This window comes from Gilliamella sp. wkB178, assembly GCF_001690705.1.
In the GTDB taxonomy this organism is placed as follows: domain Bacteria; phylum Pseudomonadota; class Gammaproteobacteria; order Enterobacterales; family Orbaceae; genus Gilliamella; species Gilliamella apicola_K.
In genome coordinates, this window is record NZ_LZGK01000013.1 from 603,490 (window position 1) to 618,625 (window position 15,136).

Annotated in this window: 13 protein-coding genes; 6 read left to right on the top strand and 7 right to left on the bottom strand. The window is 35.4% G+C overall.

The window, feature by feature from the left end:
- Nucleotides 1-24 precede the first annotated feature (24 nt).
- Entirely contained in the window at nt 25-726 is a 702-nt protein-coding gene (locus A9G13_RS06940) for a YggS family pyridoxal phosphate-dependent enzyme (RefSeq protein ID WP_065556859.1), read from the bottom strand.
- A 24-nt stretch (nt 727-750) separates the two neighbouring features.
- Here A9G13_RS06940 and A9G13_RS06945 point away from each other — a divergent pair, with 24 nt between their 5' ends.
- The 4 genes from A9G13_RS06945 to A9G13_RS06960 all read left to right on the top strand — a co-directional run bounded on the left by A9G13_RS06945 (nt 751) and on the right by A9G13_RS06960 (nt 3,675).
- Complete coding sequence (locus tag A9G13_RS06945; protein ID WP_065556860.1) at nt 751-1,704, top strand: type IV pilus twitching motility protein PilT; 954 nt, start codon at nt 751-753, stop codon at nt 1,702-1,704.
- 174 nt (nt 1,705-1,878) lie between these two features.
- Nucleotides 1,879-2,688: a pyrroline-5-carboxylate reductase gene (gene proC, locus A9G13_RS06950; RefSeq protein WP_065556861.1), complete on the top strand. Its 810-nt coding sequence runs from the start codon at nt 1,879-1,881 to the stop codon at nt 2,686-2,688.
- Between the two features lie 331 nt (nt 2,689-3,019).
- Nucleotides 3,020-3,229: a transcription antiterminator/RNA stability regulator CspE gene (gene cspE / locus A9G13_RS06955; RefSeq protein ID WP_065556862.1), complete on the top strand. Its 210-nt coding sequence runs from the start codon at nt 3,020-3,022 to the stop codon at nt 3,227-3,229.
- Between the two features lie 161 nt (nt 3,230-3,390).
- Entirely contained in the window at nt 3,391-3,675 is a 285-nt protein-coding gene (locus tag A9G13_RS06960; RefSeq protein ID WP_065556863.1) for a DUF5339 domain-containing protein, read from the top strand.
- 29 nt (nt 3,676-3,704) lie between these two features.
- Here A9G13_RS06960 and A9G13_RS06965 read toward each other — a convergent pair whose 3' ends face one another.
- The 4 genes from A9G13_RS06965 to A9G13_RS06980 all read right to left on the bottom strand — a co-directional run bounded on the left by A9G13_RS06965 (nt 3,705) and on the right by A9G13_RS06980 (nt 8,396).
- On the bottom strand, nt 3,705-4,238 hold the full coding sequence (locus tag A9G13_RS06965; protein ID WP_218059179.1) for a thermonuclease family protein: 534 nt from the start codon (nt 4,236-4,238) through the stop codon (nt 3,705-3,707).
- 149 nt (nt 4,239-4,387) lie between these two features.
- Entirely contained in the window at nt 4,388-5,602 is a 1,215-nt protein-coding gene (locus A9G13_RS06970) for an MFS transporter (protein ID WP_065556865.1), read from the bottom strand.
- Between the two features lie 352 nt (nt 5,603-5,954).
- A complete protein-coding gene (gene fabA, locus A9G13_RS06975) occupies nt 5,955-6,476 on the bottom strand; it encodes a bifunctional 3-hydroxydecanoyl-ACP dehydratase/trans-2-decenoyl-ACP isomerase (RefSeq protein WP_065556866.1) in 522 nt (173 codons plus the stop codon).
- A gap of 147 nt (nt 6,477-6,623) precedes the next feature.
- Nucleotides 6,624-8,396 (bottom strand): AAA family ATPase, encoded by a 1,773-nt coding sequence (locus A9G13_RS06980; RefSeq protein ID WP_218059180.1) that lies wholly within the window; start codon nt 8,394-8,396, stop codon nt 6,624-6,626.
- 189 nt (nt 8,397-8,585) lie between these two features.
- Between A9G13_RS06980 and A9G13_RS06985 the strand changes: the two genes are divergently transcribed.
- Complete coding sequence (locus A9G13_RS06985; protein WP_065556867.1) at nt 8,586-10,361, top strand: DUF3413 domain-containing protein; 1,776 nt, start codon at nt 8,586-8,588, stop codon at nt 10,359-10,361.
- Between the two features lie 123 nt (nt 10,362-10,484).
- Here the strand turns inward: A9G13_RS06985 and lipA are convergent, their stop codons facing one another.
- Together lipA and lipB are read right to left on the bottom strand one after the other, a co-directional pair.
- A complete protein-coding gene (gene lipA, locus A9G13_RS06990; protein ID WP_065556868.1) occupies nt 10,485-11,444 on the bottom strand; it encodes a lipoyl synthase in 960 nt (319 codons plus the stop codon).
- Nucleotides 11,445-11,453: 9 nt separating this feature from the next.
- On the bottom strand, nt 11,454-12,026 hold the full coding sequence (gene lipB, locus A9G13_RS06995) for a lipoyl(octanoyl) transferase LipB (RefSeq protein WP_442902801.1): 573 nt from the start codon (nt 12,024-12,026) through the stop codon (nt 11,454-11,456).
- A gap of 431 nt (nt 12,027-12,457) precedes the next feature.
- Between lipB and aceE the strand changes: the two genes are divergently transcribed.
- On the top strand, nt 12,458-15,124 hold the full coding sequence (gene aceE / locus A9G13_RS07000) for a pyruvate dehydrogenase (acetyl-transferring), homodimeric type (protein ID WP_065556870.1): 2,667 nt from the start codon (nt 12,458-12,460) through the stop codon (nt 15,122-15,124).
- Nucleotides 15,125-15,136: the final 12 nt, after the last annotated feature.

Below are 15,136 nucleotides of genomic sequence, written 5' to 3' on the forward strand. Positions count from 1 at the left end.
AAAATTTGCATAGTCTGCAATATATCATAAATATTGCCGCGCTCCAAAGATCGCGGTGCCAATACGAACCATGGTACTTCCAGCAACAATGGCTGCTTGCATGTCGCCGGTCATGCCGATTGATAGTGTTTTCATAAAGGGATAATCGGTTTGTAATGACTGTAATAACTGTTGCATTTGTTTAAAAACTTTAAGTTGTTTATCAAAATCATTTTCTATTTCAGGAATTGCCATTAAGCCACGCAAACTTAAATTTGGCAGGTTGACAATCTGTTTAACTAATTCTACCACTTGGTCAGGAGCTACCCCAGATTTACTGGCTTCTTGGCTAATGTTAACTTGAATAAGCACATTCAGCTTGGTCATATTAGCCGGACGTTGATCATTTAATCGTTGGGCAATTTTTAACCGATCAATAGTATGCATCCAATCAAAATTCTCGGCTACTAATTTAGTTTTATTGGATTGTAATGGACCAATAAAGTGCCAAATTAACGGTATGTCCGGCATGGTTTGTTTGAAATAGTGGATTTTTTCCACCCCTTCTTGAACATAATTTTCACCAAATGATAACTGACCAGCATTGATTGCTTCTGTGATTTGGTTTACAGGTTTGGTTTTACTAACTGCAATAAGTTCAATGGTGTTGGGATCTCTTTCGCATTCTACGGCAATTTTGTGAATTTTATTTTTTATAGCAAGTAAATTGTCAGGTACGCTATTCATGTTAATTTCCATTTAATAATCGGTATGTCAAATTTCGTCTTAAATTCAATATTAGCGCTTAGTGTAACTCAAAAGGCTTCAGATTTGCATCTTTCAAGTGGTGAATCAGCTTGTATGCGCATTAATGGACAACTACAATTTTTGTCTGAACAAAAATTACTCCCCCATAGTTTGGAAACTGAACTTTTAAGTTTACTCAATCAATCACAACAAACACAATTACAACAACAAGGCTATATTGATTTGGCTTATCAGGTTGCTGAAATAGGTCGCTTTAGAGTAAATATTTTTTATCAGCAACGGGGAATTTCGGCTGTTTTCAGAGTTATTAATCACTCCATTCCCACTTTGTCAGAAATAGCTGTCCCGGAAGTATTAAAAGAACTTGTAAAAAATACTCATGGCATTATTTTGGTTACCGGGGCTACTGGTAGTGGTAAATCAACTACATTAGCTTCATTAATCCAACATATCAATTTATATGAAGCTAAACATATTATTACTTTAGAAGATCCAATCGAATTTATTTACCAAAATGTACAATCACTAATTCAGCAACGAGAGGTACCCAACTTCGAGATGGCTATTGATAGTATTTTAAGGCAAGATCCTGATATTATTTTGTTAGGTGAATTACGCAATAAAGCAACGATCCAAGCAGCATTAACAGCGGCAGAAACCGGGCATTTAGTGCTGGCTACTTTACATACCAGTTCCGCCATTCAAAGCATTAATCGTATTGTAGATGTATTTAATGGATCAGAACGCGACTTTATTCGTACTCAATTATCCAGTAGCTTAAAAGCAATTATTAGTCAAAAATTAGTTGCCAATAATAGTGGGCGCAAAGCTTTATTTGAAATACTAATTAATACACCCGCGGTAAGCAATTTAATTAATGAAGGTAAAATTAAGCAGATTTTTTCATTAATGCAAACCGGGCAACAATATGGCATGCAGTTAATGCCTAATAATTAAATCAGATTTGGTTTTACCATTCAGATCACAATGTTGTAGTATTAAATTAACAAAATTATCTTTAAAATGTTGTATCTGACTTATTTACATTTTTATAAAGATAAAATCCTAAGTTTTATGTTAAAAATACTCTATAATTAACCAATACATATTTAATACTGAGGGCATAAATAAATGGAACAACGTATAGGCTTTATTGGTTTAGGTAATATGGGAAACGCTATATTACAAGGTGTTTTGACTAGCAAAAAAGTCGCTGGTCCTCAACTTTTTGTTTATGATACTCATCCTGAAAAAGGGCAAGCACTAAATCAAACTTATTTGGTTAATAACCTTGATTCAGCTCGTGATGTAGCAAGAGAATCTGACATCGTATTTGTTGCGGTAAAACCTAATGTGATTGTAGATGTATTAAATGATATTCAAAAAGAATTAAAAAAGAATACTATTGTAGTGTCAATTGCTGCTGGCGTGACTATAAAAACTATCGCCAAAAGTGTTGGCTACGAACAAAAAATAGTGCGAGTAATGCCAAATACACCAGCATTAGTTAATGCTGCCATGTGTTCAATTACCCCTAATACCGAAGTTACTGAAGAGGAACTCGATACTATTCAATTATTGTTAAATTGTATTGGTGAAACTGAAGTAGTTCCTGAATACTTGATTGATGCGGTAGCCGGTGCTAGCGGCTCATCGCCAGCATTTGTGTTTATGTTTATTGAAGCACTAGCTGATGGTGCGGTCAAAGGTGGTTTAACAAGAAAACAGGCTTATAAATTTGCGGCTCAAGCCGTTCTAGGGTCAGCAAAATTACTGCTGGAAACTGGAAAGCATCCAGGTGAATTAAAAGACATGGTTTGTTCACCAGCGGGTACTACCATTGAAGGAGTACAAAAACTTGAACAACATGGTTTTAGAGCCGCGGTAATAGAAGCAGTTGAGGCAACTATATTAAAATCTCAAGCGATGGCTGAAAAATAATCTAATCAATGTTATCCGTTTTAGTTCTACTTTAGACTTAGTTTTACTAAGACGGATAATTGTCTATAAGTTAGCAACTATTACAGTAATTAATAAAATAGTTGCAAACATTCCTTGCATAAGCCTGCAATATATGAGTTAATAGTAAACAGCATATGACGTGCAGATTTATTTAGTAACATTTTGATATCAGCAGTTTGTAGTTTACTTTCTATCTTAGATTAGCATTAGTTCTCTTCAACTCCCCTCTCAGTGTTTATAAGTAGTCTAAGTTTTATGTATTTTGAATGTGGCCTTATCGGCTGAGATTATTTTTAAAAGGAAGATTATTATGTCTAAGAAAACTGGTCAAGTTAAATGGTTTAATGAAAGTAAAGGTTTTGGTTTTATCTCCCCATCAGATGGTAGTAAAGATGTGTTTGTACACTTTTCTGCAATTTCTGGTGATGGATTCAAAACCTTAACTGAAGGTCAACAAGTGGAATTTTCTATCCAAGATAGTCCACGTGGCCCTTCTGCAACAGATGTTACTGCAATTTAATTCATATCCTTACTTTTTTCCTATCAGTAACTAATTACTGATAGGATATCTTATTTTTCTAGACTTACTTAGTTAATTTCAATATTATATTCCATGCAAAAATATTGATATTTTTGCCACTATTATAGTAATTAAATTATTTGTATATAAGGATGAAATTAATGAAAAAGTTAGCGTTTATTGTGGCTCTAATGAGTATGTCTTCTGTCGCTATGGCTGATTTATCAGCAACATGTAAAACTTATTTTGATAAAATTGATACGTTAGTTAAATCTATTCCCGATGATGCCGCGACTAAACAACAAACTGATTTGATCAAACAAAATCTAGAAGCAGGTAAACAACAAGTTGCTGCATTACCTGAATCCCAACAAGACAATGCTTGTAAGCAAGGCGAAGAAGTACTTAAACAAATGGAAGCCGCGCTATCAAATGCTAAAAAATAAAAACTATCCCGCACAATAGTAACGCTTATTTAGCGTTGATTATTATGGCGGAAATTCCAAGGGGCGATTGGATTTTTATCTTTCCAAAGCCCTTTTTTATTGCTCTTAGCATTATCTTCTAAGGTGACCATTTTCTTGTTCTTCGCCACACCTTTATAGCGGTAAGCCCAAGCATAGCCGTTTGCAACCATTTTTGCATTGATATCAACATTATTCTTGATAATGGTAGCTAATGTTCTTTGGTAGACATCTTTGCCTTTATCTTTCACCAACACCGTGTCACCAGCAATTAAAGAGGCAAGATATTTTCTAGAAGCATTGCCGTAAGCTTGGTGACTCTCTGGTGCATCAATATCTAATAAGCGAATACGGAATTTCTGTTTTTGTAGTGTTAATACTTCAATGGTATCACCATCAATCACCTTGACGACTTTGCCTTTAAAATCAGCATGAGCGAGGGTAATTAAGGAAAAAAATAAAATAAGACTAATAAAAAATTGTTTAATAAAATGCATAATCAATAATAAATAGCTGAAATTGATAATATTATATACTGAGTACAAATGGATACTCAATTAGTATAAGGTACCAAGATTGATTAATAGCCATTAAAAAGATGACTATTACTGGCTAAAGATTAAATGATAATAAAAAAAATTAGATAGTTAGTGCTAAGAGGCTAATATGCCGTCGCATTATTGACTAACTGATTTTATCTTTCTTCCATCACCGTAATAGTTGGTTTTTGGCGACCATGTAGGAAAAAGTAAAGTATCATTGATAATAAACTGATTAATGCACATATCAAATATAATCCACGATAACCAGTATAAGGAATAAGATGACCCATAAAATAGGGTCCAAGCCCAATACCAAAATCAAATAATATAAAATAGGTTGAAGTGGCTTGCCCAACTTTATGATGAGGGGAAACTTTTACAGCCACGGCTTGAGCGGTTGATTGAAAGTTACCAAAACCGAGCCCTATTAATGCGCTGGAAAGCAATAAAACCCAAGCATTGTATGCAATACTAAGTACAATAAAGCCAATGGTGAGTAATAACAAAGTTGGGTAAATAATAACATTTTCACCTTTTAGATCGAATAATCGACCACTAAATGGTCGTGAAATCAAAATAAATATGGCGTAAATAGCAAAGAAGAAACTGGCAGCTTCGATTAAATCCAACTCTTGCGCATAAAATGAAAGATAAGCTTGAATGGCTGCATAGCCTACAGAAACTAGCATTACAATAAATGAAATTCGTAGCGCACTAGGTTCGATGTAACTTGATAGTTGTAACCATGAAGCTTTGTTTTGGTTTGTTTGGGTTTGCGGTTTATTAATCACTAATTTATTCGCTTGTAGTTGTAAAGTAATGACTAAACAAATCGCCCCAATAACAACAGCAAAATAAAACAATATGTTGAAGTGAACATGTTGTACAAGTAGCATTCCGGCAAAAGGACCTAATGCTGTAGCTAAAATGGTGCTTAAGCTAAAATAACTTATCCCTTCACCACGACGATTATGTGGCACTATATACACCACAATAGTTCCGGTTACGGTGCCAATTACGCCAACAAAAATACCACTTATAAAACGAATAAAGATTAATGAAGGTAGATTAAAAGCCGTAAGGTATAACGCCATGGTAATGATAAAACCAATAATGCCAACAAAAAGGACTTTTTTGCAGCCAATCATTTCCAAGAAAAATCCGGTTATAAACCTTCCCACCAAGCAACCTATAACCATAGTTCCGGTAACTAACCCAGCCATACTTTTACTCGCGGCAAAGGTATCAACAACATAATTACCAATGGTTACTAGCAACATATAATAGCTGAGCAGAACTAATAGATTAATTGCTGCAACAACAATAAAGTCAGCACTCCACAATTTTGTTTGTGATTGATTATCCATAATAAAACAACTTATTTGTGCTTTTAATATTCACAAATAAATATACTCATTATTCATCCATACTATTTCTGATTGAGTGGCAACGAAAACACCAGAAGGATTTATTTTTACCCGTAAATATTTGGGTATAAATTCGGTATATCTATTTTAATGGTTGATAAAGATTATCCATTTACTAACACTACTATGAGCAAATGAGTAATTTAATTCTGCCAATATCAGCAAGGGGAATGGGCATCGCTGAGGACTATAGGACGATTTTTAAATTATTTCAATAAGTTGAAATAAAATAGCATTTTTTGTTTAAACCTTACTAACTCTTGATTAGTAAGGTTTATGTAATAGTGAAAAGTTAAAAACTGCTGGTATCTTTGAATAAGCCAACCTTTAGATCGGTGGCTTCATAAATTGGTTTACCATCAACTAAAACTTCGCCATCACCAATCCCCATAATTAATTTACGGTTAATGACTCGTTTAAAGTGAATTTTATAAGTCACTTTTTTATTATTGGGTAATACTTGACCTTTTAGTTTAAGTTCACCTACACCCAAAGCTCGGCCTTTACCTTTGCCGCCAAGCCAACCTAAATAAAATCCTACTAATTGCCATAAAGCGTCAAGTCCAAGGCAACCAGGCATAACGGGATCGTTTTTAAAATGACACTTAAAGAACCATAAATCCGGATTGATGTCCAGTTCAGCTTCGACATAACCTTTGCCAAAATTTCCACCATTTTCATTCATTTCGATAACACGATCCATCATTAACATTAAATCGGATGGTAACGGGGGGCCATCATGACCAAATAATTCATTATTACCTGATTTAATCAGATCTGCTTTGTCGTATGAAGATTTACGTTCAAATGTCATATAAAAACCTTTTGTTTGTTGTTATTACATAAATGGTTATTGAAATAGTTTTTCAAAAACCATATTATGAAAATTAATCATTATAAAACTAATCTATATCCATTACCTATAGCAATAGATGTGTGCTCTAAAGTTTATGGGCAATTACTATTTTTTGCAATATTTTTGCCATTTACTCAACCAGCTATCATGTTTTTTATCTTGTAGCAGCATTGTTTGCATACGAGCATGAATCAACTTATATAAATTAATACTAGATTCATCTTTATAAGGAATACCGGTTAATAAATAAAGTGCTTCCGCTATATGCTCAACCGCCCAAATTGAAAACTTATCTTGCTTGATTGCTGCAATTACATCGTCATTTAGACTCAAATGGCGTTGATTACTAGCTGGAATAATAACACCTTGTTGCCCGGTTAATCCCTGATGTTGACATACCGCAAAAAAGCCTTCAATTTTCTCATTAACCCCACCAATAGATTGCACATGACCAAACTGATCTACTGAACCGGTAACTGCTAATTGTTGATCTATTGGTTGTTGAGATAGGGCGCTAATTAAAGCACAAAGCCCGGCGAGTGAAGCACTATCACCGTCAATTTCACTATAGGATTGCTCAAACACCAAAGAGGTAGAGAAGGGTAATTGATGATTAATAGCAAATTCAGACATAATAAAAGCCTGCATAATCATCATCCCTTTGGAATGAATATTACCGGCAAGTTCGGTTTTGCGTTCAATATCAATTAACTCACCATCACCAAAATGCACCAAACAGCTTAAGCGTGTCGGTTCGCCAATCATTCTTGGGTAACCGGGATACTCAATCACCGATAAGCCATTAATTTGCCCCACTACTTGATCTTTAGTATTTATCATTATTTGATTAGTAAAAATTTCGTCATGGAAGCGCTCAATTAAGTAATCTTCACGCCATGATTTTTGGGTAATCGCTTGGGTTAAGGAATCATCATCAATGGTATTATTTTTAGCAAAATAAGCAGCATTAACCAGTAATGACTGTAGCCAATCAACAGCTAATGGTAAATAATATTGATCACCAGTGTAACGGGTTGCTTGTTTATACAATTTGGCAAAAGCAGATTTATCGATAGTCGGTAATTGTTGGTTATGAGCAATAAATTGCAAATAACTAAGCCAGTTAGCAATTTGTTCAGTTGATTTGATTGGCAACTCATTTTCAAATTCGGCATAAATTGAGGTTGAATAAAACTCAGGTTCAAATTCCTGTAAATCCGACAAACTTAAGCGATCACCTACCAAAATAATGCGTAAATCAAGTGGCATTGACGGAATAGCTAAAGGTAAAGGATGGGATTCATCAGTGGAAAACCATGCAAACTCTTGTGTAATGACCATCTGTTTTAATTTGGCCCATAAGGAAGGTTGGCTGAGTAGTGAGCGTAACCCTAAAATTAACACCCCACCATTTGCTTGATGCACTAAACCAGCTTGCAATTTGATAGGACCATTTTCTGGTTGCCTAACACAACCAAACAATTTTTCAGCATCAATGGAAGTTGTCGCTAAACAATTATCTAAAGTAGCGAAATTATCTTGTTTACTTTTAGCCGTAGTTAAAGTGATTTTATTTTCACCAAAATAGTAGCTATAACCTAAGTCCGTGTTAGGTAAATTTAATTTAACCGATTGCCTGAGTAAATCAAACAACAACTCACTTTCGTTAGCCTTGAGTAACATAAAGCGCGGTTGGTAATTGGTTCTTGTTGTTGGGCATAACATCGACACAGCAGAAGCAACGCGTGGCTGCCAACTAAGTAAATGGCTAGATTCACTTGGCTCAAAAGGGAATATGGTTTCGTCCTTGGCTATTAGTTCATTAAGTTGATCTAAATTAGGTTGGGTTTGCTTTGCTGAGAGTTGTGTGATTGCCAAAATAGTTATCTTTTGTGTTAGCTAAAATAATCCTCGAATTATAACAAGTATCGTTTATAACGCCAACAGTTAGCAAAATGTTTATGCTAACAAATAAAAAATTTACAGAAAGATTTTTTTAAATCAGGTAAACTACTCGACAATCTAAGGTTTGTTTTACTTTCTTAATAATTATCAGCAACAATTAATATGCTCAAAATCAAAAATAATCACTTCAAGGATGACCGCTCTTCGCAAATAGTTAGCTGGGGGCACTGGTTTACTTTATTTAACATTTTTGTAGTTATTATATTAGGTAGTAGATATTTGTTCATTGCCGATTGGCCGCGAACTTTTATGGGCAGATTTTATGCAATTATCAGCGCTATTGGGCATTTTAGTTTTTTAACTTTTATTACTTATCTGATTTTACTGTTCCCGTTAAGTTTTTTTATCTATTCGTCACGCTGGCAACGAATTATTGCTACGGTCATTGCTACTGTTGGAATATCACTATTAGTTCTTGATATTGATGTGTTTTCGCATTTTCGAATGCACCTCAATTTATCCATATGGAAGTTATTTTCGAGTCAAAATGCTTCTTTTTTGAGCGCGGAATTTATTGCTATTCCTTTTATCTTATTGATTGAGATTTTATTCTCGGTTTGGAGTTGGAAAAAATTACGCAGCTTAAGTAAGCGGAGGCGTTATGCTAAGCCCGTAGTGATTCTATTTATTGTCTGTTTTGTTTCTTCACACTTAATCCATATTTGGGCGGATGCTAATTTTTATAGACCAATAACTATGCAACGCTCAAGTTTACCACTTTCGTACCCACTAACGGCTCGTCATTTTCTGGAGCGCTATGGCTTTATTGAGGAAAATGGTTATCGTGATCGCTTAGCTCAAGAAGGCAATCCTTTTGCTATGGCTATTGAATATCCTCTTGGTCACATTGCCTATGATGAACCTAAAGTAAAACAAAATGTGTTAATGATTGTAATTGATGGTTGGAATAGTAAATTATTAACCAATAACATGCCGTGGTTAAATAAATTTGCTCAAGAAAATATCCAATTTACTAATCATTATGGGGCTAGTAATGAAGCGTATTTAAATGATTTTTCACTGTTCTATGGTTTAGATCCAAATTATTATAACAGTATCTTAACAGGCCACAAACCTTCTGTTTTATTGGATGTGGTTGCTAAACAACATTATAGTCTTGGTTTATTTGCAACTGATGGTTTTGCTGAACCATTATATCGAAATGCATTGTTGTCTAACTTTACTCTGCCTGAACCGAAGAAACAAACAAATAAGCAAGTAACCGATAATTGGATGGCGTGGCATGATGAGCAAAATAAACTAGAAAATCATGCACCATTATTTTCGATTATTCAATATTCACTTAGTGATAAAAATAAAAAAATATCATTAAATGACTATGAGATAGCTGCTAAAAAATTGGATCAATATTTAGAGTCATTGATAGCCTATATGCAATTATCTAATGCTTATGACAATACCGTTATTGTTATTACGGGTACTAATGATGTTGATGTCGATGAGGGTAAAAAAATAGTTACACATAATAATGGTAGTATTTTTAATCGCGAATCAATAAAAGTACCATTGATTATGTTGTGGCCAAATAAAGACAGTGCCCAGATTGGGAAAATAACTACCCAAACTGACATCATGAGAACATTAATGCAAGATGTATTTTTAGTTACTACTCCAGCCAAACAATATAGCCAAGGCCAAAACCTGTTTTATAATAGTAATAACCGCCCATGGATAGTAGCAGGTAATGAAAACGAAATTGCGGCGCTTTATGAGGATAAAACGATTGTCCTTGATGCTTTTGGTCGTTCAAAAATTTATAACCTTGAAGGCAAATTGCAAAAAGGTGAGACCATTAGTTTGCCAATCTTTTTACAAATAGTTACCGAAAACCGCCGCTTTATGGTGGTTGATAATTAAGATGAGTAATGCTGATTTAGTATTAATATGGTAAATTTCTGCTAGTAAAGCTTGTCAAGATGTTTCCTGAGAAGTATACGTTTGAGTATAAAATGTTGGCGTGAAAAATCTAAGGTGAAGCGATTACTTCACCTCTTTTCCCATTGCTTGTAAGTCTGCATGGTAAGAAGAACGAACAAATGGACCACAAGCGGCATGAGTAAATCCTAAAGCTAAAGCTGTTTGTTTAAGTTCATCAAATTCTTTAGGTGAAACATAACGTTCAACCGGTAAGTGATATTTGCTCGGTTGTAAATATTGACCGAGAGTTAACATAGTTACGCCATGGACACGTAAATCTTTTAATACTTGAATTAACTCTTGATTGGTTTCGCCAAGCCCAACCATTAAACCTGATTTAGTAGGAATTTCAGGGTGTTTCTCTTTAAAAGATGCTAATAATTTCAGTGAACCCTCATAGCTAGCGCCTGGACGGATTTTTTTATATAAGCGCGGAATATTTTCTAAATTATGATTAAACACATCCGGTGGATTATCACTCAACACCGCTACGGCTTCATCAATACAGCCACGAAAATCTGGCGTTAAAGTTTCAACTTTAATATTAGGGCTAGATGCGCGTATCTCCGCAGTACATGCGGCAAAATGACTGGCACCACCATCTTTGAGATCGTCACGATCTACTGAAGTAATAACTACATAACGTAGTCTCATTTCTTGAATTGTTTGTGCTAACTTAGTTGGTTCTTCACGATCAGGTGGTAATGGGCGGCCATGAGCAACATCACAAAACGGACAACGGCGGGTACAAATATCCCCTAAAATCATAAAAGTCGCGGTACCATGATTAAAACATTCAGCCAAATTGGGGCAAGACGCTTCCTCACATACAGAATGCAATCCATGTTTACGCATAGTATTTTTGATATGGGCAATATTATCGGAGTGGGCAGATAACTTAATCCGCATCCACTCTGGTTTTTTGAGGGGAGCAGCATCTTCTAAAGTAACCGTAGGAATGAGTCGGGTTTTGTCAGCATCACGGTATTTTGAACTTCTAATAATTGCTTCATTATCTGGCATAATTTTATCTTATCGGTTAGGTAACTGACTAATAAAAAAATCAGTTAACAATTGTTTTATCTCTTGGCGATCAATCGATGCAACATAGTCTTTCAATTGCGTCATTTGCAATCCCGCATAACCACAAGGATTGATGTTATTAAATGGCGTAAGATCCATATTAATATTTAGCGCCAGCCCGTGTAAGGTACAGCCATGTTTTATGTGTAAACCAAGTGAACATATTTTTTTATTGTCAATATACACACCCGGTGCCTCAGTTTTAGCATAAGCCTCAATATTATAATGAGCTAATGTTTGAATAACACAATTTTCTAAATAGTTTACGACTTCACGAATACCAATTTTTCGTCTTTTTATATCCAACAGAATATACATTATTTGTTGGCCGGGAGCATGATAAGTAATTTGCCCACCACGGTCGGTCTGTACTACCGGAATATTTGTTTTAGTTAATAAATGTTCAGGCTTACCAACTTTACCTTGAGTAAATACCGGTGGATGCTCAACTAACCAAATCTCATCGGTTGTTAGTGCATTGCGGTTTAGGGTAAAATCATGCATAGCTTGGTAAGTTTGCATATAAGGTTTGTTACCTAAATCTTTAATGATGACATTATTTGTAAACATAGTTAGTCAATAACATAGTATTAATACGGCAATTAGTAAAACTTTTACAACTATATAACAGATTTTGCTATAGCTTGACAACTGATGGTAAATCACTGTATAAACATACTATCAATCTTTAGGATTTCATTCTTTGTAAAATCATTATTTATCAAATAATTATTATTTTTTTAATTAGTTTATTGAAATAATTGATTAATTTGATAGGAATTAACATTCTTTTCTAAATGTCGGTTTGCTTTACTTTTCTATTGAAAATGGCAGACTTGTATTTAGTTAAGCTCCGTTATGCAGAGTCAAAAGTTATTACAATTAGTTATAGCTTCAGTTATAGCTATGGATAGCGAATACTGCATTTTTTCTAACAAAAAAGAGGTTTTTATATGTCGGATAGGCAAATGAATGATATCGATCCTATTGAAACTCAAGATTGGTTACAAAGTCTTGATTCAATCATCCGTGAGGAAGGAATTGAACGTGCGCAATATATTATTGAACAAATCATCGACAAAGCTAAGCAAGGGGGCGTACCATTACTTTTTGGTTCTTCAACGAGTAATTACATTAATACCATTCCGGTAGAGGAAGAGCCTGCTTATCCAGGTGATTGGGAGATCGAAAGACGCATTCGTTCAACTGTCCGTTGGAATGCTATAATGATGGTGTTAAGAGCCTCTAAAAAAGATTTAGAGCTTGGTGGGCACATGGCATCGTTCCAATCAGCCGCTACTTTTTATGAAGTCTGTTTTAACCACTTTTTTCGGGCTCGTAATGCTAAAGACGGTGGCGATTTTGTCTATTTCCAAGGGCATATTTCACCGGGTATTTATTCGCGAGCCTTTGTTGAAGGACGCTTAACTGAAGAACAACTAGATAATTTCCGTCAAGAAGTTCATGGTAAAGGTTTATCTTCTTATCCGCATCCTAAATTATTACCTGAATTTTGGCAATTTCCTACCGTTTCAATGGGGCTTGGACCAATAAGTGCCATTTTCCAAGCTCGCTTTTTAAAATACCTGAATCACCGAGGTCTTAAAGACACTACGGAGCAAACTGTTTACGCATTTTTAGGTGATGGCGAAATGGATGAACCGGAATCAAAAGGTGCGATTACCGTTGCCACTCGTGAAAAATTAGATAATTTAGTTTTTATCATCAACTGTAATTTACAACGCCTTGATGGCCCGGTTACAGGCAATGGTAAAATCATCAATGAATTAGAAGGTGTGTTTGCTGGTGCTGGTTGGAATGTAATTAAGGTTATTTGGGGCGACCGTTGGGATAAACTGTTACAAAAAGACAAATCGGGTAAACTAATCCGCTTAATGAATGAAACCCTCGATGGTGATTACCAAACTTTCAAATCTAAAGATGGTGCTTATGTGCGTGAACATTTCTTCGGTAAATACCCTGAAACCGCTGAATTAGTTAAAGACATGTCAGACGAAGAGATTTTCCGACTTAATCGTGGTGGTCAAGATCCAGCTAAAATGTATGCTGCATTTAGTCGAGCTAAACAAACAAAGGATCGACCAACAGTTATTTTAGCGCATACCATTAAAGGTTATGGTATGGGGCAAGCAGCTGAAGCTAAAAATATAGCTCACCAAGTTAAAAAAATGAATATGGATGGTGTGCGTCATGTGCGTGATTTCTTTAATATTCCAGTCACTGATGATGCTCTCGAAAAATTACCATATCTCAAATTTGAAGAACACACTCCGGAATATAAATACATCCATGAACGTCGTAATGCTCTAAATGGTTATGTACCTTCTAGATTGACTAAATTCTCAGGCACGGTTTCTATCCCACCATTAAGTGAATTTGCCCCATTACTTGAAGCGCAAACTAAAGAGATTTCAACGACTATTGCCTTTGTGCGTGCACTTAATATCATGTTGAAGGATAAGGATTTGGCACCTCGCTTAGTACCAATCTTAGCTGACGAAGCGCGTACTTTTGGTATGGAAGGTTTATTCCGTCAAATTGGTATCTATAATCCGCACGGTCAACAATATACTCCGCAAGATAAAGAACAAGTGGCTTATTATCGTGAAGATGAGAAAGGTCAAATTTTGCAGGAAGGTATTAATGAAAGTGGAGCCACCGCTTCATGGTTAGCGGCAGCAACTTCTTATAGTACTAACGACTTCCCGATGATCCCTTTTTATATTTATTACTCTATGTTTGGTTTCCAACGAGTAGGCGATTTAATGTGGGCTGCAGGTGATGAACAAGCGCGTGGATTCATGATTGGTGGGACTTCTGGCCGTACTACTTTAAATGGTGAAGGTTTACAACACCAAGATGGTCATAGTCATATTCAAGCCTTAACCATTCCGAACTGTATTTCCTACGATCCGGCTTATGCTTATGAAGTAGCCGTGATTATGCAAGATGGTTTACGTCGTATGTATGGCGATCAAGAAAACGTTTATTACTATATTACCACCCTTAATGAAAACTATGAGCAACCGGCAATGCCTGAAGGTGCTGAAGAAGGTATTCGTCGTGGTATTTATAAACTTGATAGAGTAGAAGGTCAGAAAGGTAAACCATCAGTACAGTTATTAGGCTCCGGTTCTATTTTGCGCCATGTACGTGAAGCCGCGGATATCTTAGCTAAAGACTATGGTATTAGCTCCGATGTATACAGCGTAACCTCTTTCACAGAACTTGCGCGTGAAGGTCAAGATTGTGATCGTTATAATATGTTACATCCAAGCGAAACTCCTAAAGTCCCTTATGTAACGCAAGTGATGAATAACAATCCAGCGGTAGTTTCAACAGATTATATGAAATTATTTGCCGATCAAATTCGTGCTTTTGTACCAGCTGAATACTATAGAGTGCTTGGTACGGATGGTTTTGGCCGCAGTGATAGCCGTGAAAATTTACGCCATCATTTTGAAGTCGATGCATCTTATGTCGTAGTTGCAGCATTAGGCGAACTAGCTAAACGTGGTGATATTGCAGCAAGTGTAGTTGATGAAGCAATTAAAAAGTTCGAAATCAATCCTGATAAACTAAACCCACGTATAGCATAAGAGGTAACGATA